Source organism: Streptomyces sp. NPDC056480, from assembly GCF_042795405.1.
Lineage (GTDB): Bacteria > Actinomycetota > Actinomycetes > Streptomycetales > Streptomycetaceae > Streptomyces.
Genome location: NZ_JBHTSA010000093.1, coordinates 12001 through 32139, shown reverse-complemented (window position 1 = coordinate 32139; position 20139 = coordinate 12001). Strand labels below are relative to the sequence as shown.

At 68.0% G+C, this 20139-nt stretch carries 13 protein-coding genes and 10 pseudogenes; 9 read left to right on the top strand and 14 right to left on the bottom strand.

The window, feature by feature from the left end:
- Window positions 1-113 precede the first annotated feature (113 nt).
- Window positions 114-407 (top strand): annotated as a pseudogene (locus ACFQ79_RS30485) (transposase); the annotation flags it as partial.
- 138 nt (window positions 408-545) lie between these two features.
- Here the strand turns inward: ACFQ79_RS30485 and ACFQ79_RS30480 are convergent.
- Window positions 546-952: pseudogene (locus ACFQ79_RS30480) on the bottom strand (transposase); the annotation flags it as partial.
- A 145-nt stretch (window positions 953-1097) separates the two neighbouring features.
- On the opposite strand from ACFQ79_RS30480, the gene ACFQ79_RS30475 reads away from it, so the two are divergent.
- Window positions 1098-1550 carry a hypothetical protein gene (locus ACFQ79_RS30475; protein WP_383589476.1) on the top strand — a complete coding sequence of 151 codons (453 nt, stop codon included), beginning with the start codon at window positions 1098-1100 and terminating at the stop codon, window positions 1548-1550.
- 1619 nt (window positions 1551-3169) lie between these two features.
- Here ACFQ79_RS30475 and ACFQ79_RS30470 read toward each other — a convergent pair.
- The gene (locus ACFQ79_RS30470; RefSeq protein WP_383589474.1) at window positions 3170-4261 is read right to left on the bottom strand and encodes an IS110 family transposase; all 1092 of its coding nucleotides are present in this window, start codon (window positions 4259-4261) and stop codon (window positions 3170-3172) included.
- A 1355-nt stretch (window positions 4262-5616) separates the two neighbouring features.
- Between ACFQ79_RS30470 and ACFQ79_RS30465 the strand changes: the two are divergent.
- Window positions 5617-5966: pseudogene (locus ACFQ79_RS30465) on the top strand (deoxycytidine triphosphate deaminase); the annotation flags it as partial.
- A gap of 187 nt (window positions 5967-6153) precedes the next feature.
- Here ACFQ79_RS30465 and ACFQ79_RS30460 read toward each other — a convergent pair.
- A pseudogene (locus ACFQ79_RS30460) lies at window positions 6154-6236 on the bottom strand (fic family toxin-antitoxin system, toxin component); the annotation flags it as partial.
- 739 nt (window positions 6237-6975) lie between these two features.
- On the opposite strand from ACFQ79_RS30460, the gene ACFQ79_RS30455 reads away from it, so the two are divergent.
- Window positions 6976-7737, top strand: a complete 762-nt coding sequence (locus ACFQ79_RS30455) for an isocitrate lyase/phosphoenolpyruvate mutase family protein (protein WP_383589472.1) — start codon at window positions 6976-6978, stop codon at window positions 7735-7737.
- A 13-nt stretch (window positions 7738-7750) separates the two neighbouring features.
- Here ACFQ79_RS30455 and ACFQ79_RS30450 read toward each other — a convergent pair.
- The 7 genes and pseudogenes from ACFQ79_RS30450 to ACFQ79_RS30420 all read right to left on the bottom strand — a co-directional run.
- A pseudogene (locus tag ACFQ79_RS30450) lies at window positions 7751-7957 on the bottom strand (glycosyltransferase); the annotation flags it as partial.
- Window positions 7958-8242 (bottom strand): annotated as a pseudogene (locus ACFQ79_RS30445) (transposase); the annotation flags it as partial. It abuts the pseudogene before it with no gap.
- Window positions 8243-8259: 17 nt separating this feature from the next.
- Window positions 8260-8477 (bottom strand): annotated as a pseudogene (locus ACFQ79_RS30440) (IS110 family transposase); the annotation flags it as partial.
- Window positions 8478-8538: 61 nt separating this feature from the next.
- A pseudogene (locus ACFQ79_RS30435) lies at window positions 8539-9079 on the bottom strand (nucleotidyl transferase AbiEii/AbiGii toxin family protein); the annotation flags it as partial.
- Window positions 9076-9438, bottom strand: a complete 363-nt coding sequence (locus ACFQ79_RS30430; protein WP_383589470.1) for a hypothetical protein — start codon at window positions 9436-9438, stop codon at window positions 9076-9078. The pseudogene ACFQ79_RS30435 and the gene ACFQ79_RS30430, both read right to left, overlap by 4 nt.
- A gap of 553 nt (window positions 9439-9991) precedes the next feature.
- Window positions 9992-10540: a hypothetical protein gene (locus ACFQ79_RS30425; RefSeq protein ID WP_383589468.1), complete on the bottom strand. Its 549-nt coding sequence runs from the start codon at window positions 10538-10540 to the stop codon at window positions 9992-9994.
- Between the two features lie 29 nt (window positions 10541-10569).
- Entirely contained in the window at window positions 10570-11142 is a 573-nt protein-coding gene (locus tag ACFQ79_RS30420) for a hypothetical protein (RefSeq protein WP_383589467.1), read from the bottom strand.
- A 248-nt stretch (window positions 11143-11390) separates the two neighbouring features.
- On the opposite strand from ACFQ79_RS30420, the gene ACFQ79_RS30415 reads away from it, so the two are divergent.
- Window positions 11391-12083: a hypothetical protein gene (locus tag ACFQ79_RS30415; RefSeq protein ID WP_383589465.1), complete on the top strand. Its 693-nt coding sequence runs from the start codon at window positions 11391-11393 to the stop codon at window positions 12081-12083.
- A gap of 505 nt (window positions 12084-12588) precedes the next feature.
- Here ACFQ79_RS30415 and ACFQ79_RS30410 read toward each other — a convergent pair.
- From ACFQ79_RS30410 to ACFQ79_RS30400, 3 genes are all read right to left on the bottom strand, one after another.
- Window positions 12589-12903, bottom strand: a complete 315-nt coding sequence (locus tag ACFQ79_RS30410) for a hypothetical protein (protein WP_383589463.1) — start codon at window positions 12901-12903, stop codon at window positions 12589-12591.
- Window positions 12900-13109, bottom strand: coding sequence for a DUF1918 domain-containing protein (locus tag ACFQ79_RS30405; protein WP_383589461.1), 210 nt, complete (start codon window positions 13107-13109; stop codon window positions 12900-12902). Before ACFQ79_RS30405 ends, ACFQ79_RS30410 begins: the two co-directional genes overlap by 4 nt.
- A 103-nt stretch (window positions 13110-13212) precedes the next feature.
- A complete protein-coding gene (locus ACFQ79_RS30400) occupies window positions 13213-13584 on the bottom strand; it encodes an STAS domain-containing protein (RefSeq protein ID WP_383589459.1) in 372 nt (123 codons plus the stop codon).
- 545 nt (window positions 13585-14129) lie between these two features.
- Between ACFQ79_RS30400 and ACFQ79_RS30395 the strand changes: the two genes are divergently transcribed.
- From ACFQ79_RS30395 to ACFQ79_RS30385, 3 genes and pseudogenes are all read left to right on the top strand, one after another.
- Window positions 14130-16484, top strand: coding sequence for a helicase-associated domain-containing protein (locus tag ACFQ79_RS30395; RefSeq protein ID WP_383589457.1), 2355 nt, complete (start codon window positions 14130-14132; stop codon window positions 16482-16484).
- An 887-nt stretch (window positions 16485-17371) separates the two neighbouring features.
- Window positions 17372-18511, top strand: a complete 1140-nt coding sequence (locus tag ACFQ79_RS30390; protein WP_383589455.1) for a Fic family protein — start codon at window positions 17372-17374, stop codon at window positions 18509-18511.
- A gap of 187 nt (window positions 18512-18698) precedes the next feature.
- A pseudogene (locus ACFQ79_RS30385) lies at window positions 18699-19302 on the top strand (transposase); the annotation flags it as partial.
- A 208-nt stretch (window positions 19303-19510) separates the two neighbouring features.
- Here ACFQ79_RS30385 and ACFQ79_RS30380 read toward each other — a convergent pair.
- Window positions 19511-19654: pseudogene (locus ACFQ79_RS30380) on the bottom strand (GNAT family N-acetyltransferase); the annotation flags it as partial.
- Window positions 19655-19913: 259 nt separating this feature from the next.
- Here ACFQ79_RS30380 and ACFQ79_RS30375 point away from each other — a divergent pair.
- A complete protein-coding gene (locus ACFQ79_RS30375; protein ID WP_383589454.1) occupies window positions 19914-20117 on the top strand; it encodes a hypothetical protein in 204 nt (67 codons plus the stop codon).
- Window positions 20118-20139: the final 22 nt, after the last annotated feature.

Sequence of the window (20139 nt, the reverse complement as noted above, 5' to 3'; positions counted from 1 at the left end):
TGGGCTGATCAGTGCGGCCTGCGCTCCGACACGGCTCCGCCCGGACGCTCGTGGGCCCCGGCCGGGCACACCCCGCTGGTGCGGGTCAACGGCCGACGCTTCAAGGTAACATCATGTCCGCGGTCGCCTCGCGGGGCGCGCTGTGGTTCACCGTCTTCCCGGAGAAGTTCACCGCGGACGTGTTCTGCGCGTTCCCCGACCGTCTCGCCCGACAGGCCCGCCGGAAGGCGCACGTCATCGTGGACCGGCACCCGGTCCACCGCAGCAAGGCCGTCAAGGCGTGGCTCGCAGAGAACGCCGAACGGATCGAGCTGCACCTGATGCCCGGCTACAGCCCCGAACTCAACCCCGACGAGCTGCTGAACGCCGACCTGAAACACCACGTCCACGCGGCCCGCGCCACCTCGACCGACGACCTCGCCCGCGAAACCCGGCGCTTCCTGCACCGCCGACAACGGCAACCCCACATCGTGACCGGCTACTTCCACGGCCGACACGTTCGCTACACGATCCAGCAGGAAACCCATCAGTTTCGGCTCAATACTTCATGCCGGAATGGTCTTTTCCGTGGCCTTCTTCGGTTCGTGCCAGGAGATGGTGTTTTCGCTGGTGGGGCGGCGGACCATGAGGTCGGTCATGGCAATATGGACCACGGCTTTGGAGCGGGTGGACAGGGTTTCGTAGTCGCGGGCCAGGCGGCGGTGGAGCATGAGCCAGCCATAGGTCCGCTCGACCGCCCACCGTTTCGGGATCGGGGCGAAACCCCTGGTCCCAGGCTTGCGGGCGGTGATCTCCATGTCGATGCCGAGGGTCGCGGCGTGTTCGACGAGGCGCTGGCGGTAACCGCCGTCGACCCACACCTTGCGGACGCGAGGGTGCCCGGCCGCGATCTTGTCGAGCAGCACGGGCCGGCAGAAAAGTCCTGCACGCTGGCCGCGGTCACCCGCACGGCAAATCAGGATGAAAACGGCTCAGTGTTCGACATTGCCTCTTCGCCGGGCCGGTCAAGCGGAAAGCTGAGTACCTGATGCTCTCGTGACACAGAAGGCTGAACTCAAGGCTATTAGAGAGCGCGTTACTCGAAAGGATTGAGGTAAATGAAGAATAAGTTGACTTCCAGGCTGCTCGCCTCGGCGATCACGGCTGCGGCACTCGTCGGGGGGGCTTCCGGAGTTTCCCATGCCGCTGACGGTACCAGCTGCAGTGACTGGAAGAAAATCATCTCCAGCGGCATCTGGGCACGTACTTGCATTCAGTGGTCCGGGACGAGCTCGGATCGCGCATACGTCGAAATAGAAAATGACACGGGGTCTTCCCGAAAAGTCCGGGCCACTGCAACGTTAGCCACTCCCGACTCCGACATGCTTACGCGGAAGATCGAGTCGAAGTGGATCGCGAATGGCGCCACATACAAGCTCTACACCAACTGGGTCGGAGACTACACCTGGGGCGCCGAAAAAGCTCTCGGCGGAATCCGCATATACGACTCCCTCGGCTATTTCGAAGGAAGTCACATCGTCATAGGGTGGGCATACGAGCCTGCATTCTGATCGATACTTTTTACGCTATGCCGTGAATTGAAAGTCCGACGGTGCTTGGTGCGCTTCGTCCTACGACTTCCCAGGCGTCGGCTCGGTGTTCTCGTGCCGGAGTGTGTGGACGGCCACTCGATCATGGAGGCGTGCCACCGGGCTGCGGATCGCTCCGGACACGGTCCGCGCCTGGCGGCGCTTCCTGGAGAACGGCCCGAAGGACCCGCGTGACGAGCCGGACCCGGTGCCCCTCGAAAGATCACCGCCGCAGGATACAGATCGGGGGATCATCAGGATGCTCGAGGAGACACCGAAAAACACGACACGAGCAACTTGTCGACCTGCGAGATGCCCGGGTGAGCACGCGACACTGAGGTGGCCGATATCTGCTCATGATCTCCTTGATTCTGGTGCACAACACCAAATCGATAATATCGAGTTTTCGATAGTTGTCATGCCGACATCCTTGCGCTGCAAATGTTTGGCGCTCCCCAGCGCTTCCTCATACAACACAGCCACGTCCGTCCTGACCGATTGCGGTGGAGATGTCACATGCTCACGAACTGATCTCTCCCGCTGTAACGCCAGTGTTGCCATCGTCCCCAGCCGCCAGTGCTCGATAATTCTCAGCACGGGAGCCCAGAAGTCCCTACGGCTGCGTAGCCGTGTAAAATATCGCTCCGACTGTCGAATATTCCAGATCACCTTTCATGGAACCCGAGAAGTGTCATTCTCTTTGACATCCTTCTTGCCGGTCCACACATTCCACATCTGATTGAAAGAGCTGGTGCCGGAAGAGTTGCGCGGACCGTTCCGATGGTGGGCCGGGTGGACGGCGACCCCAAAGGGTGCGGGGGGCGTCAGCGGGCCGGCCGCCGGGAAAGCCTGACGGGGCATATCCGTCGCCGCGTCGGAGGGGAAGCATGACGCCTGATCTACCTACGGTTCGCCCGACGAGTCGCCGGTATGTACCGGGATCGAATCCGCCGATGGCTTCCTGGCTAAATCTGTGAGCCCGTGACGTGATCCATCATCGGGAACATCTAATATCGGACCCAGGGATTTTCAAGTGCTCGGCGCAGAAAAAGCCCCCCGCACAGATTTGCCGTGCCTGTGACAGCGGCTGCGCCGGGCACCCGCGCTTTCTGCCGCACTTGGACCGCGTGTCCATGGTCGGCACGGCCTCGCAGGGTCGCCGGGCAGGCGTTTGTACGCGCGGCACTGGCCGGACAACCGGGGTAGGGCGGGTGCGGGACAGAGAACGAGGGTCCGGGAAGCGGCCCGTTCCTGCAGGCGGGCTGGTTGGCCGTGACCGCGCCAGGAAGGCCTCCCGCCCTCGGGATGACTTCAGCCGAAGGGCAGCAGAGCACGGCGCTGCTGCAACTTTCCCAGCTGACGAAATCCGTGGCCGGGGGCACGCCGCGGCTTTCGCGGGCCGGCGGCAGTCCCCCGCCGTCAGCAGCGGCTGGCTGGCGCCTCGGCTCGACGACGTTCCCTCCTGGTTGCCCGGCAGCGCTCGCGCCTCCGCCCGACGCTGCGCACATCTGCCGGCAGGAGCGGGCGGCCGGAGCAGCCGGGCAGGATGGGGCTGGGGCGACCGTCGGCCTCTCGCTTCCTGGCAGTGCCCCCCGAGGCTGCTATATCGAGTCAAGCCGTTTGGGGAGGCTGTTGGGCTTCTCAACATCGTTCGGCTCGGTACCTTCGAGGATCTTGAACAGCTGCCTGGAGATGGCGCGCTTCAGGCAGCGCTGCGCGTCCCGGGAGGTTTTGCCCTCGCTGATTCTGCGGGCGACGTAGGCCTTCGTGGCGGGGTCGAGGCGCATACGGATCAGGGTGATGGTGTGCATAGCCCGGTTGAGCTGCCGGTCTCCGCTGCGGTTGAGGCGGTGCCGGTTGGTGAGTCCGGAAGATGCGGGGATCGGGGAGACTCCGGCGAACGAGGCGAAGGCTGCTTCCGACCGGAACCTCCCCTGATGGGACCAGCTGACCAGCACCTGGGCCGCGGTGATCGGTCCGATGCCGAGCAGGCCGAGAAGCTCCGGGGCCATCTGCCTCACCAGGGTCAGGATCTCCCTTTCAAGATCCTTTGCCTCCGCTTGCAGGCTCTGGATGCGTTGGGCAGTGGATCGAAGGGCCCGTGCTGTCATCCGGTGTTCCAGGTCCTGGGCGGGGCGGTCGCGGAGCTGGGCACAGTGGCTGACCTGGGCCGGGCGCTTGAGTTTCCGCAGTTCGGCGCGGAGGTTATCCGGTGCGGAGACGATCAGGGCCTTGAGCTGGTTGATCGCGGCGGTCGAGGCAAGGACTGCACCCTGGCGGGTGGCGAGAAGGACGCGTAGTGCCTCGCGTTCGCCGCGGAGTCGGGGCCGTATCAGGTGCTCGGTGGCCAGGGCCTCCTTCGCGGCCCGGATGGCGTCGAGCATGTCGGTCTTGCGTCCGCCGCGGTTGGCTGCCCGCTTGGGCCGGCACACCTCGACGACCTGCTCGCCGGCCTGGTCGAGGAAGGACGCGAGGCCGGCGCCGTAGCTGCCGATGCCTTCCAGGGCCCAGCAGCGGCGACCAGGGACGTGCTGGCGGGCGAAGTCCAGCAAGCGCCGGTAACCGCGGGCATTCGCAGGGGCATCGGTGCTGCTCAGGACTGCGCCGATGGGGCTGACGGCCGCTGCCGCGAGGGTGTCTCGGTGGGTATCGACGCCGATAACGCCGTCGACTTGTTCTGCCAGGATGGCCACGTGGTCGTTCTCCTTGCTGGGCGGACGGCTGTCGTCGGCGTCGGCCTGGATGGAGTCACCGCGTGGCGGAACTGTGATGAGTCACGCCGCAAGGCGGACAAGCTGCTGATCAAGCCAACGGGTGGGCCAGGTCGGCGCCGATGTCCGGCAGACATCTCGGGGGAACGGCAGCCCCTGACGGGGCGCCAGTTATGTTTCGAGTCATGCCGGATCATCGGCGTCGAGCCTGGCAGCAACCCATCCCGGGCCGCAGAAGAACTCTCACAGTTATGTTTTTCGCGGTCCTGCAAAGTTGGGTGTTCCAGGTGCTCATGGGCCGCGTGGTGGCCGCTTCCCGGGCCAGAGCTTGCAGGGCGCCGTGAGCGACCGTTGTGGCAGGCCGCCCTCCGAGCGGCTGTCGACAGCCTTCCGGCGCGCGAAGTGATCCACGCCAGGGCATGATCGCAAACGCCGCGGTTCAGGGAGCGCTCCGCTGCTTATCCATTTATCCATTGTCAGCAGGCAGAGCGGGAGACGCGACAGTGATCGCTGCACACGGTTGACAGTTGTCGAGCCTGCGGCGCGGCACACTCCGAATGCCCCTTAATCCGCTAAAGTCCTGGTACGAGGTAGCACAGCAGAGCCCGAGGCGGCGACACCCCCGGGGTCTACTGATGCGGTGCCAGTTGCGGCACAGGCCCTGGACCTGGCGAGTGAAAAGCCCCTTCAGTCGCCAGGTCCAAGGGTCCGGCACTCCCTGTGGGCCCCGATGCCGGCCCGATCGAAACTCCGGCAGCGGCCCGGGCAGAAGCGCCGCCAGCAGCGGGCTGCCGTCAACGATGCCCGGTCTGGCCGGCTTCGGGGTGGGTAGGCCGGATCTGCAGGTACTCAACGAGACTGGACGGCCGGTACACAAAGGGCGGTTGAACAGCGGCCTCTTGACCGGTAGGCGGTAAGGAGGCCGTGGCTACATGCTTCAAGGCGGTCAAAGAGAGTGCCCCGGGATGATGGCTCCTGGTGGCGATGCCGGTCGGAGCCGCCTGGCGTCGGCCCGGGCTGAACGGTTCGGCGGCGAGAGTACTGTCGTTGTTTCATCTGGGCATAGCGAGCGAGTCGGTGAGGAGCTGCTGTTCGGAACGGAGGCCCGGCGCGCCTCGTGACAGCAGACAGGTTTCCACTGGTGCTGATGGAAAGCCGGACTGGTATGCCAAAGTCCGTTCTTTGGCATACCGCTGTTTCTGTGTCCACGCCGGCGCAGGGCCACCGTGCACTGCTGCCACCTCGGTCGTCAGTATCGGCTCGATCGGTACGGATCTCGTCGCCGGGCCGCAGCCCTCCGACTGCTGGCGCGACCTCGCCCCGTCGGCGGTGACGTCGTGATCCTGACCGGACGGGCCATCGCCGCCGCCCGCGACGCGGGCCACATCACCATCGACTCGTACGCCCCCGACCGCCTCTCCCCCAACGCCTACGACTGGCGCCTCGGCAGCACCCTCCGCACCTGCCAGGGCGACTTGGACGCCGCCGCCCCACCGTCTTCCCGCGAAGTCACCCTCCCCGACGACGGCTACGTCCTCGAACCCTGCCACCTCTATCTCGGTCACACACCCTGGAGCGGACGGGATCCGAGACCTGCGCCCAGCTCCTCAACGGCGACCGGATCACCGGCTGTCTCGGCATCCGGGTCCACGTCTGCTCGCCCCTCGGCCACCAGGGCCACGCCATCTGCTAGACGCTGGAGATCCCCGCCACTATGAGGAGAACCCCGGAGGACGCCGGTGTACCACCTCGTCGCCACCGTCCTCGACCGGCCCGACCCGAGCCCCGCCGGGAGCGGCGCGCGCTCCGCCCGCCAAGAGACGAAACACCATTCCATTCGCTCAACTGAACAATTATCAAGTTAGTTCAGAGAAGCCGTAGTCGTCGGGGGCCGGTCATTGGCTCCGGCGGCCTCGGCAACCCGCAGGATCCAGGGAACGTCGATGTGCAGTTCCATCAGGCGGCGCGCTCCGCCCGCCGTGGGATGGGCATGCTCGGCCTCATCGAAGATCACCTGATGTTCGGCCAAGAAACGGGAGGCCGCATCCACCGCTCGGGCACGCAGGCCACTGGCATCGTCCTGCACCAGCCGGGCGAGGTAGTCCCCGATGCTCATTCCCAGGTCGGCGGCGCGCTTCTTCGTGAGCTCCGCGACGTCCTCGTCCACGCGTGCACCCAGCTGTGTCTTTGCCATGCCAGCATGGTAAAGACTGTTGCCGATCTGGTCGACGCCGCGTATCCGGCCCGGGGAAACGCCTGTCACCATCTGGCCCCTGCATCCCTGGTTGCCCCTCCGACGCCCCAGCTGCCATGCCCATCGACGCCGGCGGCAGTGACGCCCAGGGGTGAGGCAGTCGGCCACGACGGCACGGAAGCCTTTCGTCCTGCCGTGACGCTCGCGTCCCACAGGCCTGCGGTGGCCTTGTTGAGCGAGCGACTGGAGTTGCTGTTCCTCGGCGAGAGAACGCCATGGCGACGTCTGTCACGCCCTCCAGACTGCCGTCACCCACTCGCGTGAGCGGGGGGCGCTCATTCCAACCGCAGCCACCAAGCATCGCAGAGGAGGCGGCAGCAGCCAGCCGCACTCGTGGCTCCCATTGCGGCGTGGACCTCGGGCCGACGCGCTGCGCCTGTTTGCACAGCAGGGCGGCCTTGTCCGCGCACTGTTTGTGTCGATTCGAGGTAGCGTCCTCGACATGGACTTTCGCATCACCCTGGAGCGCGCTGAGCGCCTGAGGCAGCTGCACGCCGAATGCAAGCCGCTCGTGCTCCCGACGGTCTGGGACGTCTGGTCCGCTCGGTCTGCGGCCGACGCCGGTTTTCCAGCGCTGACGGTGGGCAGTTATCCTCTCGCGAGGTCTCGAGGGGCTAGCGACCACGAGGGGCAGTCCTTCGAGGAGGTATTGGCGGCCGTCAAGCCGATCATTGGGGCGGTTGACGTCCCCGTATCAGTGGACTTGGAAGCGGGGTACGGACAAGACCCCACAGCTCTCGTCGCCGGACTCCTCGAGGTCGGGGGCGTCGGTCTCAACATCGAGGACACCGTTCACTCGGACGGCGGTCGAGTTCGCAGTACGGAAGAGCACGCGGGCTATATCGCGGGCCTGCGCACTGCTGCTGACGCTGTCGGGATCCCGCTGTGGATCAATGGGCGCACCGATCTGTTTCTGCACGCCGAAGATGTTTCCGGCGTTGCAGACGAGGCGGTCCGGAGACTGCGGGCGATGGAGCAGGCCGGCGCCAACAGCGTGTACCCCGTGGCTGTTCAGGATCATGACGAACTGCTCACGGTGGTAATCGGTGCCGTCTCAGTTCCCGTGAACGCTACAGCCCACCCTGTCAAGCACGATCTGGAGCGTTTCCGCCGCCTCGGTGTCGGGCGGATCACCTACGGACCGCTGCTGCAGTTCGCGATGACGGATGCGATGAAGAGGATGCTCGGGCCTTGGGCGCCGTGAGGACCTGTCATTAGACAGCAACGGGGCGTGCGAAGTTGGACAGCCTGGCGGTGGCGGCGAAGGCCTCGGTGAGGCCGGAGGATTGGTAGAGGGTGGGGAGGCTGCAGGCCTGGGCTTCGAGGGCGACGAGTCCCATGGCCTCCAGGGTGGTGGAGGGCACGGCCGGGACGTCGTGGTCGGCGAAGACCTTCCACAGCTGCTGTCGGCGGAACCAGCCGAGTTACTGAGGTTGTAGGCGTGGCGTCGTCGGTGTGAGACCGGTCCCGGTGAGGCATCCGTCGATGATGTGGCTGCGGTACTGGATCTGGCGGAGGCCGTGCCGTAGCCGGCGGATGAGGTGGTCGGGGTCGGTGAAGGCGGTGTTGGCCTGGGTGGTCCGGCGCAGGACCGACCAGATGCCCTCGACGGGGTTGAGATCGGGTGCGTAAGGCGGCAGATGGTAGGCGGTGATCCAGTCCTGTGCGTCGATGAAGGCCCGCATGCGGCGGTCTTTGCGGACGTTCAGGATGCCCCTATGTTGCGTCAAGCCGCTGAGGACGGGCCGGCAGATGACACCGGCTGGATCTGACGGTAGATCTCACGAGCGACGTAGCGTTTGAGGCAGCGGATGATTTCTCGTTTCGACATGCCTTGTTCGTGCGTCGCTCGAGGTAGAGGCGTGTGCGGTCATCACGGCGGAGGCGAGTGACGACGATGCGGTAGAGGGCCGCGTTGGCCTGTCTGTTTCCCCCGCGGTTCAGGTCTCACGGGCAAGCGCCCGCGCATGGGCGCGCCCCGGTTCAAGTCCCGCAAGGACAACCGGTCATCCCACCACTCGGCGCCCGCGAGGCGGTCACGCAGGTCATGGAGGCTGAAGTCGAACCTGGCGTGGCGGCGGCCAGGCCTTCGAGGTCGGCGTTGGTGCGGTGGCGGGAGGCGGCATGGACGTCGATCAGGTCGCGGACCGCGCCGCGGTCGGCCAGGGCGCGAACCTTGGTGCCGGTCACGTCATCGAGGGCGAGGACGGGCCCGTACTCGGTGGCGGTGGGCGAAGCCCATAAACCTCTTTGAGGATGTCGACTTCGCACTCCTCACCGCTGACGGGTCGGCAATGAGGAGCCGCCTGGAGAGCGGGTCAGTTTCGATCTGCCGCACCAGTCGGCCGAGCTCCGTCAGGCCGGCTCTGCCGATGTGGACGATCTCTGCCATCGGGGCGGGGTTTTCGGTGGCGACGTCCAGGTCCTGGCTGAGCCGGTTGACCAGAGGCCTGGACGGCGTAGCCGCCGGTGTTCACAAGAGAGTAGGGCTCGCCGATGGCAAGGACCTCGGCCAGAAGCCGACGGTGCAGGCCGTCCAAGTTCACACGGCGGAGCTCCGGGCTGCGGCGAGTTCGGGAAAGGCGTCTTCCCATGCCTCGCGCAGGGGACGGCTGATGAGGCTGCGCAGGCTCGGCCACTGGCTGATCAGCAAGTCCCGGTCGAGGACGGCTTCCAGGTCCTCGCGCAGCCCCTCGGCGAGCACGGTACGGTACAGACCCATTCTCGAGCGGACGCCCTCGAGCTGATAGCTGCGCCGCCCTGACCAAACGACATGCAGCGGCAGGTCGGCGGTGCCCTGAGCGGGGCCGGTCGGGTCTTCCAGCCGGGCAGGCAGCCTCCTGTTGTAGCGCGTGCGCAGCACGTCGAACGCCGACGGCGCGGGAACAGCACTGGAGGAAGCCATAGCCCAGATTGTGGCGCGCCATCGCTCGCCAGCGCTACGCAGCAGGTGGCTTTCACCGCCGCCCGCCTCCTGACCGGCGCGGCCTTCCTCCCCGTCGACACGCTCACCGTCTACCACCGCCGCCCCTGAACCGGGCGGGACCGGACGGGGCCTGCCGGGGCCTTCCCGCGTGATCGCGCGCCGCGAGACATCCGGCCCGCTGGACACCAGCACCCGCCCGGGTTTCTCTGGATACATGCCGCATTTGATGAGCGGTCGTGCGGCACAGGGCGGCCGGGCCCTCAGTCACGCATCGGCGCTGGGAGCCCGGCACGCCACTCACGGAAAAGCACGTGCGGCATGAGTTCCGCCCTGGGACCTTGAGCACCGCAAACCGCAGGATCCGCACACTCCTGACATCATGGCCGCGTGATGGAAGCAACACAGGTTGCCGTGCATGAACCGACGCCACCGTCCGGCGGAAGGCGGGTGACCCGTTGGCACGGCGGCCGGGAGGAAACCCTCGGCCTTGCGCACCGGGGACGGAACTTCCGTTCGCTGTGCGACAGCAGCATCATCGGCCGCGGCGGGCCGTGGTGTGTGTGCTGGCGGGCTGTCGGCCAGGGGCCCGCATGGTGGCGGGTACGCACGACGCAGGTGCGGGACCTTGTCCGGCTGGGTTCGTTCCGTCAGGGGTTTCCGTGCCCGGCGCGGGGGCCGAGGGATGCGCCGGGCACGGAGTATGCGCGGCCGTGTGCGGCTGCGCGGCCACCGTCCCGTACTGCCAGGCAGTGCGGATGCCGAGCGCCGTGGGGGCATCGGCGAGACCCGCGCCCGTGCGGGCCGGGTCCGTGCCGGGGACGGGGCGGCAGGCGGCGCGCAGCAGGGTGTAGAGCTGGCTGGTGCGGGCGGGGGTGCGGGGGTGGGCCTGGGTGCGCAGGTGGTCGTGGTGGGCGAGCAGCAGGGCGGCAAGTCCGGTGATGTGGGCGGCGGCGATCGCGGTCCCGTCGGCCGGGATGTAGCTGTCGCCGACCGGACCCGGCGTGGACCTGGCCGCACCCCAGCGGCCCGCCGACCGGGTAGGCCGCTGCGCGCACGGCAACCGCGCAAGCTCGTCGTCCACGCCGGAGGCAGCGGCCCGCCCGGCGCGTCTCACATCCCCAGACCGGACCACTGCCCGTGACTCGGCTGCTGCCCGAACAGGCCCTGCCCCTGGCCAAATCCCTGGAGCTGCCCGAACTGACCCATCTGCCCCTGCAGCTGCTGGCCGGGGAACTGACCGAACTGCCCCGTACCACCCTCCTGCCCGAACTGGCTCATCTGGCCGCTCTGACCCTGGCTGGTGACCTGCGCGAGCGCGGTGTGCATGAGGGGAGCGATCCGACGGGCACACTCCGTCAGCACCTGGCTGAAGGCGTGCGGAGGGATCTGCCTCTGCGCCTGGATCCCCATCAGGATCTGCGGGTCCGTCCGCAGCTGCTCCACCACCGCGCTCACGGCCGTCACCGAACAGCGCAGTGACAGCTCCGTCACCAGCAGCGGCAACTGCTGCTGGCCCTGGCCCTGCATCCCGAACGGCTGCTGCTGCCCCTGCCCCTGCCCCTGCTGCCCGAACGGCAGCTGGTTCTGGGACTGAAACCCCCAGAGCGGCTGACCGGACATCTGCTGCACGTACGGCTGCTGGGACTGCGGCCGGCTGGCCTGCTGGGGGGTGTAGACGGACATGGTCAGACTCCTCCTCGAGTCTCCGGGGAACCACACGACGAACAGCAAACCGAACATCGCCTGCCGCCACGCAGCAGCAAACCACCAAGAACACATTCCGGGACATGCCGCCAAGCGACGTAGCACCCTTGCACGACATGCCGCAGCGCGTTCCGGGCGTCGGCCCCTGCACGTGCCCGCCCGTCCGTCTCTTCAGGGGCAGGGGCGGACAGGTCGCCGAAGCGCCTGGCCGGGCGCAGGCTGGTGGAATGAGCACGCGCCCCTCCCCGTCCCCTGCCATGCGGGATGCGCTGCCGCCCCTGTCGCCGATGCTCGCGGTGATCGGTCCGCCGCCCGGAATGGACACAGAGGCCGAATACGCCTACGAAACGCTCTGGAACGGTGCCCGCATCATTGCCCACCTGCCCGGTGACGGCAGTGTGCGCCTGCTCTCCGCAGCGGGAATCGACGTCACCGCCCAGTACCCGGAGTTCCAGACGCTGCCCGGCCTGCTGCCCGCGCCCGAGGCGGTGCTCGACGGGGAGATCATCGCTCTGAACGACAACGGCGACCCTTCCGTGGAACGGCTGCAGCAGCGGATGAGCCTGCACCACCCGGACGCGGTCACCCACGCAGGCGGGGATCTCCCCGTCCAGCTGATGATCTTCGACATCCTGTACCTCGGCCAGCTAGCGGTGCACCTGCCCTATACCTCCCGCCGGGACCTCCTCGACGACCTCGGCCTCGCCGGTCCTGGCATCGCCGTACCCGCGGCCTGGCCCTCGAGCGCCACCCAGGCACTCGAGCACGCGCATGAGGAGGGCTTCGACGGCGTGGTCGCCAAACGGCTCACCAGCCCCTACCTGCCCGGCCGTCGCACCCGCGACTGGATCAAAATCAAGCACCTGAACCCAGCGTCAACCTCAGGCCGGATAGAGAGTGAAGGCTTCTCCGAGCTGTGACCTCACAACGCCGGTCGAGCGTGGCGATCTGGAGCGTCTTGACCCGCTCGGCGGCCGCAACGACCGAGGCGTCCGCCCCCGCGGGAGACTGCTGTACCGGCGCACCGGGCTGGCCATCCGCTCGATGCCCTCCGGGACCAGCCCTGTGACCGTGACGTACGCGCCGACCGCCAAGTCATCGAGGAACAGCGCCTCGGCGGTCGGACCGCCGTACCGCTCAGCCAGGTAACAGACCTCTGCCACGACCGTGGAGGGGAACCACCAGGTTCCGGCGGGTGGGCAGCGCCTCGAGCCATGTCCGGCACGCGGCATGGGCCGCGTCGTTCGGACTGGCGAGTGCGACCGACGGGCCGGCGTTAACGACGATCACCCGGGTGTGTCACCGGCCGAAGCCCTCGGCGAGGCAGTCGTCAACCCGGGTGGACAAGTCCGCCGACGACGCCCGCGGCGCCGCACGCTGCTTGGCCGGCTACTGGCATCTCCAGCGCCGGACGGATGTCGCCGGTCAGCCGAACAGGTCGCGCACTCGGATCGTGCGTATCCGCCGCCACCCGGGCAGGCCCGGCGGCAGCCTTCCGTCCAGGGCGGTCACCGCGGACTGTTCCGGGGGCTCCCAGTCGGCACGGACCGCCGCCCAGAGATCCTCCCAGGCGGCCGCCTCCGTCGGCCCCCGCCCCACTACCTCCGTGCCCGGGCAGGACAGCACATAGCCGTCCGGGGTCACCTCGACCGACACCGCCCGATCCTTCACGACCACCACCACCACCGCGTTCCGGGCGAAACAGAAGAAGGCAAGACCGCCATCGCCGGACAGGCTCAATCGACGTGCGGTGACCTGAGATGCGCGGGATCCTCCACCACGCAGTCGGAGCCGGGGAAGACCTCCGTCTCGCGGCCGTCGTCGTAGCGCACCCGGTACGGCGGCTCGCCCTCGCTCCCGAGAACCTCGACCACCCTCGCCCGGTGATCCGTGGCACCGACCTTGTGGCCGGTGAACCGCAGCACATCACCCACGTTCACACGCATTCCGCAGCACCCTTCGCACGTCCCGGCCATGGCCGGGAACCGGCAGATCACCCCAGTGTGGCCCCGCACCCCCCGCCCCGCACCCCGTCACCCCGTCACCCCGTCACCCCGAGGGTGCTGTCACCGGCCCCGGCCTTGGGCGGGGCGATACCACCGCCCTGTCCAAGGCCCCAGGCGTATGGGATACGGCCGCCGGGCTGGTGCCGTTCGCACGCGCCAGACGCTCGAGGCAGCCCGGCACATTGCGCAGGTACAGAAGGGCGCCGCGGCAGCGGGCAGCGCGGCCTGCGGCAATCAGCGCGCCCAGGCCGACGCAGTCACAAAAACCGAGACAGGCAAGGTCCAGCACCGTCTCCTCGTACACGGCAACCGCGGCCGTCAGCACCTGACGCACGTCCTGGGCGGTATGGATGTCCAGATCCCCGGCCACCGTGACCACGGCATGACGCAGACAAAGCATCCAGTTCAGGTGCAAAGGGCCTGGCTTCACGCTTCACGTGCGAGCGCCGGGAGCGGCGCCGCCGGCTCCCGGCCATCAGCAGCAGTGGCCAGGAAGCGGGTGTGCCGCCGTCGGGAGCGTCGACAGTGATCTGGTCGGCTTCATGGGCCGCGGTGTGGTGGATGCACTGGCGAGCAAGCGAGTGGCGCCCCCTCGCGGCGGTGCTCGGCGCGAACGGCCGGCTGCCACACGACAGCCATGCCGGCAGTCTCGGAGCGGGGGGCGCGCAGGATCGCGCCGGCTGTGTGCCTGCCGTCGAAGCGGACTCTAGGGAACACTTCGAGACGATCTATCGCGCCCTCCATCATCAGGGGTGCCAAAGATGTCCTGAGCCGGGCACTCACCCTGCGGCCACGACTCCCGCAACCGTGCGCGCCGCCATCACCGCCGCGACGGAAGCCCCCCTCGGGGGAATCCGCCCTTATGCGGCGCCTGTGGATCTCGGGGAAACGCGATCCTTGGAACCGGCGCCGGGCTCCGGCCTATGCTGACGTTCTTTGATCTTACGAGGTGCACCGGTCATGAACTCTCGATCGCCGCTGGCGACCTGGCTGGGCAGCCTGGACGGCTCTCGTCTGGCACGCGTGCTTGGGGCGCGTAAGGATGCCGCGTTGCCTCCCGAGCCACGATCGGTGGGAGAACTGGCCGACCGTCTTCAGCGCCCGGGATCGGTGGCGCTTGCCCTGCCGCAGCTCGCGCTGCCGCATCTCCAGGTCGCCGAAGCGCTGGCGGCGCTGCGTGTACCGGCGTCGCGCGATGCCCTGGCGGAACTGCTGGGAGCAGCCGACGACGACACCACCCGGGAGCTGGAGGCTGTGCTGGAGGTTCTGGCCGATCATGCTCTGGTCTGGCCGGACGGAGCGGAGAAGCTCTGCATGGCCGGACCGCTGCGGCGGGCGTGGGACGCACCTCTGGGTCTGGATGCCCAGCTGGAGGAACTGCTCTCCGGCGCGGCCTCCGACGAGCTGCGCGGAATGCTGGCGGCGCTGGGGGTGAAGCCGCCGAACAGCAAGTCGCAGCGCCTGGCCGCGCTGGTGGAACACCACAGCGACCCGGCCCGGATCTCCTCAGTGGTCGCCAAGGCCCCAGCAACGGTACGGAAGCTGCTTGAAGACCGAGCGGGGACTGGGCCAAAGCCCTCGCGATTCAACATGTTCGGGAGTCCTAGCCTTGGTCCCGAACTGGGTGCTCGATGGGCGCTGGACCGGGGATTCCTGATCCAGGACCGTCACCGCTACGGCCGGGCGCGTATGCCCGCCGAGGTGGCGCTCGTGCTGCGGGGGCCCGGCTGGTACGCCCCATTCCAGCCCGTCCCGCCTTCCGTGGGATTGGCACCCGTTTCCCTGAGAGAAGTCGACCGTGAGGCGTCGGCCGCCGCCTCGGCGTTCACCGCCGGTGCCGCCTCGGTCCTGTCGGCCTGCTCGGCAACGGCGCCGGCCCGGCTGAAGTCCGGCGGGATCGGTACGCGTGAACTGGCACGGATCGGCAAGGCCTCCCAGACCGGTGACGCTGTCGTACGCCTCACCCTGGAGACCGCGTACGCCGCCGGCCTGCTGGCCCGGGACGGCGATCGCATGGCACCCACCGAGGCATACGACGCCTGGGCGGAACAAGAACCCCCGGAACAGTTCGCCGTACTGCTCCAGTCATGGCGGAACCTGCCACTCACCCCTACCCGGGCGCGCGACGAGGACGACAAGGCTCTCCCAGCCCTCGCCGGCGCGCCGCCTTGCAACGGTTGCGTCCAGGCCCGCCACGGGCTGCTGGCCGCAGCATCGCGGCTCCCAGCGGGGCAGGGCGCGCGGGTCGCGTCGGACCTGGGGGCGCTGATCGCCTGGTACCGCCCCCTCGCCGACTCGTCGCCGGGCGGACCGCCGTTCGCCACCGTGATCCGGGAGGCCGAACTCCTCGGCGTGCTCGCACGCGGTGCTCTGTCCGCCATCGGCATCCATCTGCGGACCGGTGACATGGAGGGGCTGGGCATCGAGTGCCGGCGGCTGCTGCCCCCGGCCACCACGACGGCACGGATCGGAGCCGACCTCACCGCCGTTGTCACCGGCACCCCGTCCGCGCGGCTGGCCTCACTGCTGGACTCCGTCGCCAACCGGGAGACCAGCGCCACGGCATCGGTGTGGCGGTTCAGTGCGGGCAGCGTCCGCCGGGCTCTGGACGCCGGGCGCACCCCTGAGGGCATCGTGGCTGACCTGGCCGCCGTCGCCGCCGGGCCACTGCCACAGCCGCTGTCGTATCTGATCGCCGACACCGCACGCGGCCACGGGCGCGTGCGCATCGCCCCCGCCGCCTGTGTCCTTCACAGCGATGAGCCCGCGCTCCTGGCGGAACTCGCCGCGCACCGCAAGCTCGCCAAGCTCGGGCTACGGCAGGTGGCACCGACGGTGCTGATCAGCCGCGGCCCGCTCGACACGACTCTCACCGCGCTACGGGCCGAGGGATACGCCCCCGCCGCCGAGACGGCCGAGGGCACGGTATGCATCGAAAGGGCCCGGCCCCGGCGGGCCGCCGCTCCCGTTCCGGCTCCCCGCAGCTCCAGTGCCAGAGGCAGCCGGACCGCTGCCGGCCGCGCGGCGAAGGAAGCCGCCGCCGTCGATCCGAGTACCTTGGCGACGCGGTTGCTGGCCGCCCCGCCCGCGGCTCCCGAACCAGAGCCACGCGACGACGGCGTGCTCTCCGCCATAACCACCGAGGAGACCGTCACAGCGTGGGCGAAGCGCTTGCCCTGCAGCGACATCCGCCAGCTCGCCCATGCCATCGACACCGGCCAGGCCATCACCGTCGAGTACGTCGCCACCACGGGCAGCCGGACCGTGCGCACCCTCAGCCACCTCACACTCGACCCGCCCTACCTCGAAGCCTGATGCCACCTCCGGGACGACGAGCGCGTTTTCACCCTGTCGCGCATCCACAGCGTCATGAGCATCGCCCCCGAATGGGGATCTTCAGAGTTGCCTCTCGAGGACGGCCTTGGTGATTGACGTGAGCCGGTTGGGCCAAGGCGGGCTTTGCGGAGGTTCCGTGCCCGGGCCGCAGGCCCGTACTCCTCCTCGTGGGCTCCGGCCTGCCGATGACGCGGGCGCTGGACAGCTACGGCCAGCCCTTCCATCGGAACCCAGCCTGGAATGGTCGTGGGGCCCCTGCTCCAGGCCGGGATCGGCGAGATGCTCGGGCCTGAGGCGGCGACCTCCTTGGTGCCCCTGATCACAGGCGCTCTCCCACCGGTCTGTGCGGAGTGGCGGCCCGGAGCCGATGTCTGGGAGTTTCTCCGCAACTCGCTGGTCAACCCGTTCCCGGCGCTGCCGGTCTCCGCGGAGCGTCCGCTGGCCGCGGAGTCTCCACCTCAGGCAAATGAGGCCCTGCTCAAAACGGGACACGTGCCGAGTGCGACCGGCCCGGCGGCGCAAGAGCCGACTACGCAGGCAAGCGCCACCGGCACGGAGTGAACCTGCAGCTAGTGACTGCTCCGGACGACACTGGTACGGATTTCCTTCACGACTGCCCCACGGCCTGACCGCGGCCCGCCGGCACCGGATCATCCCCACATGCATCCGCTGGGGTGCTCCCGGTTCTGGCTGACCGCGGCTACCAGGAGCCCACCATCACCGCCCCCACAGCCGAAACCCGGCAAAGACCTCACCGCCATACAGAAATACGTCAACCGTCAGAGACATCCTCACCGTCGAGACCTACCGCTGAGCAAGCCCCTCATCTCATTGACTAAATGATTTAGTCATGCTGTTATCGAGGTGTGCTCTATGAAACGCCTGCCCTGGATGCCGATGACCGCCGCGTCCTGGGAGAGATCGAGGAGATGCGGCAGCTCCTGCGCCACCAGCTCCGCGCTCAGCCACGTTGGCAGGGGCAGCTGCGCCGCAACCTGACGGCCCGCGCGATCGCGGGTTCGAACACGATCGAGGGGTACGCGGCAACAGTCGACGACGTCGAGGCACTGATGTCAGGTGAGGAGCCCCTGGATGCCGGGGAACGCACCCGGGTGGAGCTGGAGGGCTACCAGCGAGCCATGACCTACATCCAGGCCCTCTCCGATGCTGGTCCTGGCTTCCGGTACGACGCAGGACTGCTCAACGGACTGCACTTCATGCTTCAGGGGCATCACCTGGACAGACGGCCTGGCCGCTGGCGTGATGGCCCGGTCTACGTGACCAGCCCCGACGACCCGCTCGTCCCCGCGTACACAGCGCCCGATGCTGAGCACGTGCCGGCGCTGACCGCGGAGCTGGTCGACTGGCTCAACGACGGCGACCTGGACGTGCCCGTGCACGTCCGAGCCTCTATGGCGCACCTGAACCTGGTGAACATCCATCCGTGGAAGGACGGCAACGGGCGGATGTCCCGATCTCTGTCGACCTTGGTGTTCTCGCGGGAGGCCCTGATGCCGCCGGAGTTCTCCTCAATCGAGGAATGGCTCGGATACGGCCGCAACACCTACGGCTATTACAACGTCCTCCAGCAGGTCGGCGGCCCCGAGTGGAACCCCCGGCGCGACACCCACCCGTGGATCCGCTTCTGCCTCGGCGCCCACCACCGCCAGGCCCAGGTTGCCCAGCGCCGCACAGACCTCCTCGCACAGGCCTGGATCCGCCTGGGCGAGGAAGCCGGGGCCGACGGCCTGGACGAACGCGTCGTCTACGCCCTGCTGCCCGCCTTCTGGGGCTCTCGCGTACGGCGCACCGTCTACCAGCAAGACGGCGAACTCTCCGGCCAGCAGGCCGTCCGGGACCTCCGCGATCTCGTCCGCCGGGGCTGGCTCACCGCCCACGGCCAAACCCGGGCCCGAACCTACGCAGCCGGCCCGCTCATCGCCAAGGTTCAACAGGACGTACGACAATCCCTGGCCCCGTACACCGACCCCTACCAGCGTGCCTGACGGCTCCTCACGCTCCCCTCAGCCACGGTACAACGATCTGGGCTGCACCTGGTGATCCACTCCGAGCGCTCCGCCGGCGCTTCGTGGCCGATGTCCCGGATCCCTTGCGTCCAGCCTCGGGACCAGTGGCAACGCACAGAACCACGCCCCACCACCGATGGCTTCCGGGGATGCCACAGCCGAAACGCTCGGGCCCCGGATCGACCACCCGGCCGTCACCTGGCTCCCCAAGCGCTACGGAGCCCCGGCCGCCGGAGGGAAAGCCGGACGCCGCAGACTCGTCGGACTCATCCGCCCGAAAGCTCCGCGCATGGCCGTCCGGCCGATCGACGCCCTGGACGAACAGACCACCGCCGTCCCAGGCACAGGCACCCTCGACATCTGATCCCGTCACTGGCCGCCTCACTCACAGCAGTCCACGACCAGCGCCGAACCCTGGAAGCGCAGATCAGCAGCGTGTTGGAGGCCCACCCGCTTCACCTGGTCCTCACCCCGATGCCAGGAGCCTGAATCAGGACCGCCGCCGTCCTCCTGGTCACCGCCGGCGACGGCACCAGCTTCCCCGCCGCTGCCCACTTCGCCTCCTACGCCGGACTCGCCCCGCCCAGATCCCCGGGGACCTCCATCCACGGCGAACACACACCACGAGGCGGAAACCGGCAGCTCAAACGCGCAACGTCCCTCTCAGCCTCCGCCTGCATGAACGCCGACTCCGCCTCCCGCACCTACTACGACCGCCCACACCCGGCAAAACCCATACCCAAGCGCTCCTGCAACCCGCCCGCAAACGCTGGACTACCCGCTGGAATGAGCCCTCCAAGCCTTCGGTATCACCTTCGACGGACGCCTCACCAGCAACCGCGGCCTGGGTTTCGGCGTCTGCCAGCTGGCCTGAGGTAATGGGAAGAAAACAGGGGGAAATGATCAACGCGGCGGCAGAAGAGTCAGAACGGTTCACCCTGTGATCTGGCCACCGATTCGGGCCACCTCCAAGCCCATCTACGCTGTCGGCCGGATCATCACCGTGAGGCGAGGCGACACGGGCGACGGCTGGCTGTGCCCGAGGTCTTCGTATCCCCACGTCCTGTATAGGGCGTGGACCTTGCCATCGCCGACCGCGGGGTTGACCAGCAACCACAACCAGCAGCTTCCCGACCCAGCCCAGCCCTCCTGGCCACAGCCTGGGAACAGGAACAGCCGCCTACGCGGCTCAGGAATGGGAACCGCGGATCCTTGGGGGCGGCCCCGGCGCTGGGGCGTAGAAACCGGGGCCGCTGCCTGCACGGTCCGGGCGTGGGGCGCCCGGACCGTGCACGCATCACCCAGTACAACGCCCCCACACCCGCAAAGGCACGAACCACACCAGCACAGCATCTTTTTCTTCTCCTGGGAGGATGAACGGATGGAGCCGCTGCCAGTCCCCTGTCCCGCCAGCCTGATCCCGGACACGACCGACCCGGACACCTTCAGCACTGCCTACCAGGCCGCGAAAAAGCAGCGGGCGGTGTTCATCGCGGTCGAACATCACGGTCCGCGGTGGATGGTCAAAGCCGACACCCTCACCGCTCCCCAGCATGTCCTTGGCGCGACAGTGGACGACTCGTAGCTTCCCCCACGGGAGCTACGAA

What these genes read in the sequence shown, in the direction of transcription:
- ACFQ79_RS30475 (WP_383589476.1), top strand. Translation starts at nt 1,098, where the DNA reads ATGAAGAATAAGTTGACTTCCAGGCTGCTCGCCTCGGCGATCACGGCT.
- ACFQ79_RS30455 (WP_383589472.1), top strand. Translation starts at nt 6,976, where the DNA reads ATGGACTTTCGCATCACCCTGGAGCGCGCTGAGCGCCTGAGGCAGCTG.
- ACFQ79_RS30430 (WP_383589470.1), bottom strand. Translation starts at nt 9,438, where the DNA reads ATGGCTTCCTCCAGTGCTGTTCCCGCGCCGTCGGCGTTCGACGTGCTG.
- ACFQ79_RS30420 (WP_383589467.1), bottom strand. Translation starts at nt 11,142, where the DNA reads ATGTCCGTCTACACCCCCCAGCAGGCCAGCCGGCCGCAGTCCCAGCAG.
- ACFQ79_RS30415 (WP_383589465.1), top strand. Translation starts at nt 11,391, where the DNA reads ATGAGCACGCGCCCCTCCCCGTCCCCTGCCATGCGGGATGCGCTGCCG.
- ACFQ79_RS30405 (WP_383589461.1), bottom strand. Translation starts at nt 13,109, where the DNA reads ATGCGTGTGAACGTGGGTGATGTGCTGCGGTTCACCGGCCACAAGGTC.
- ACFQ79_RS30395 (WP_383589457.1), top strand. Translation starts at nt 14,130, where the DNA reads ATGAACTCTCGATCGCCGCTGGCGACCTGGCTGGGCAGCCTGGACGGC.
- ACFQ79_RS30375 (WP_383589454.1), top strand. Translation starts at nt 19,914, where the DNA reads ATGGAGCCGCTGCCAGTCCCCTGTCCCGCCAGCCTGATCCCGGACACG.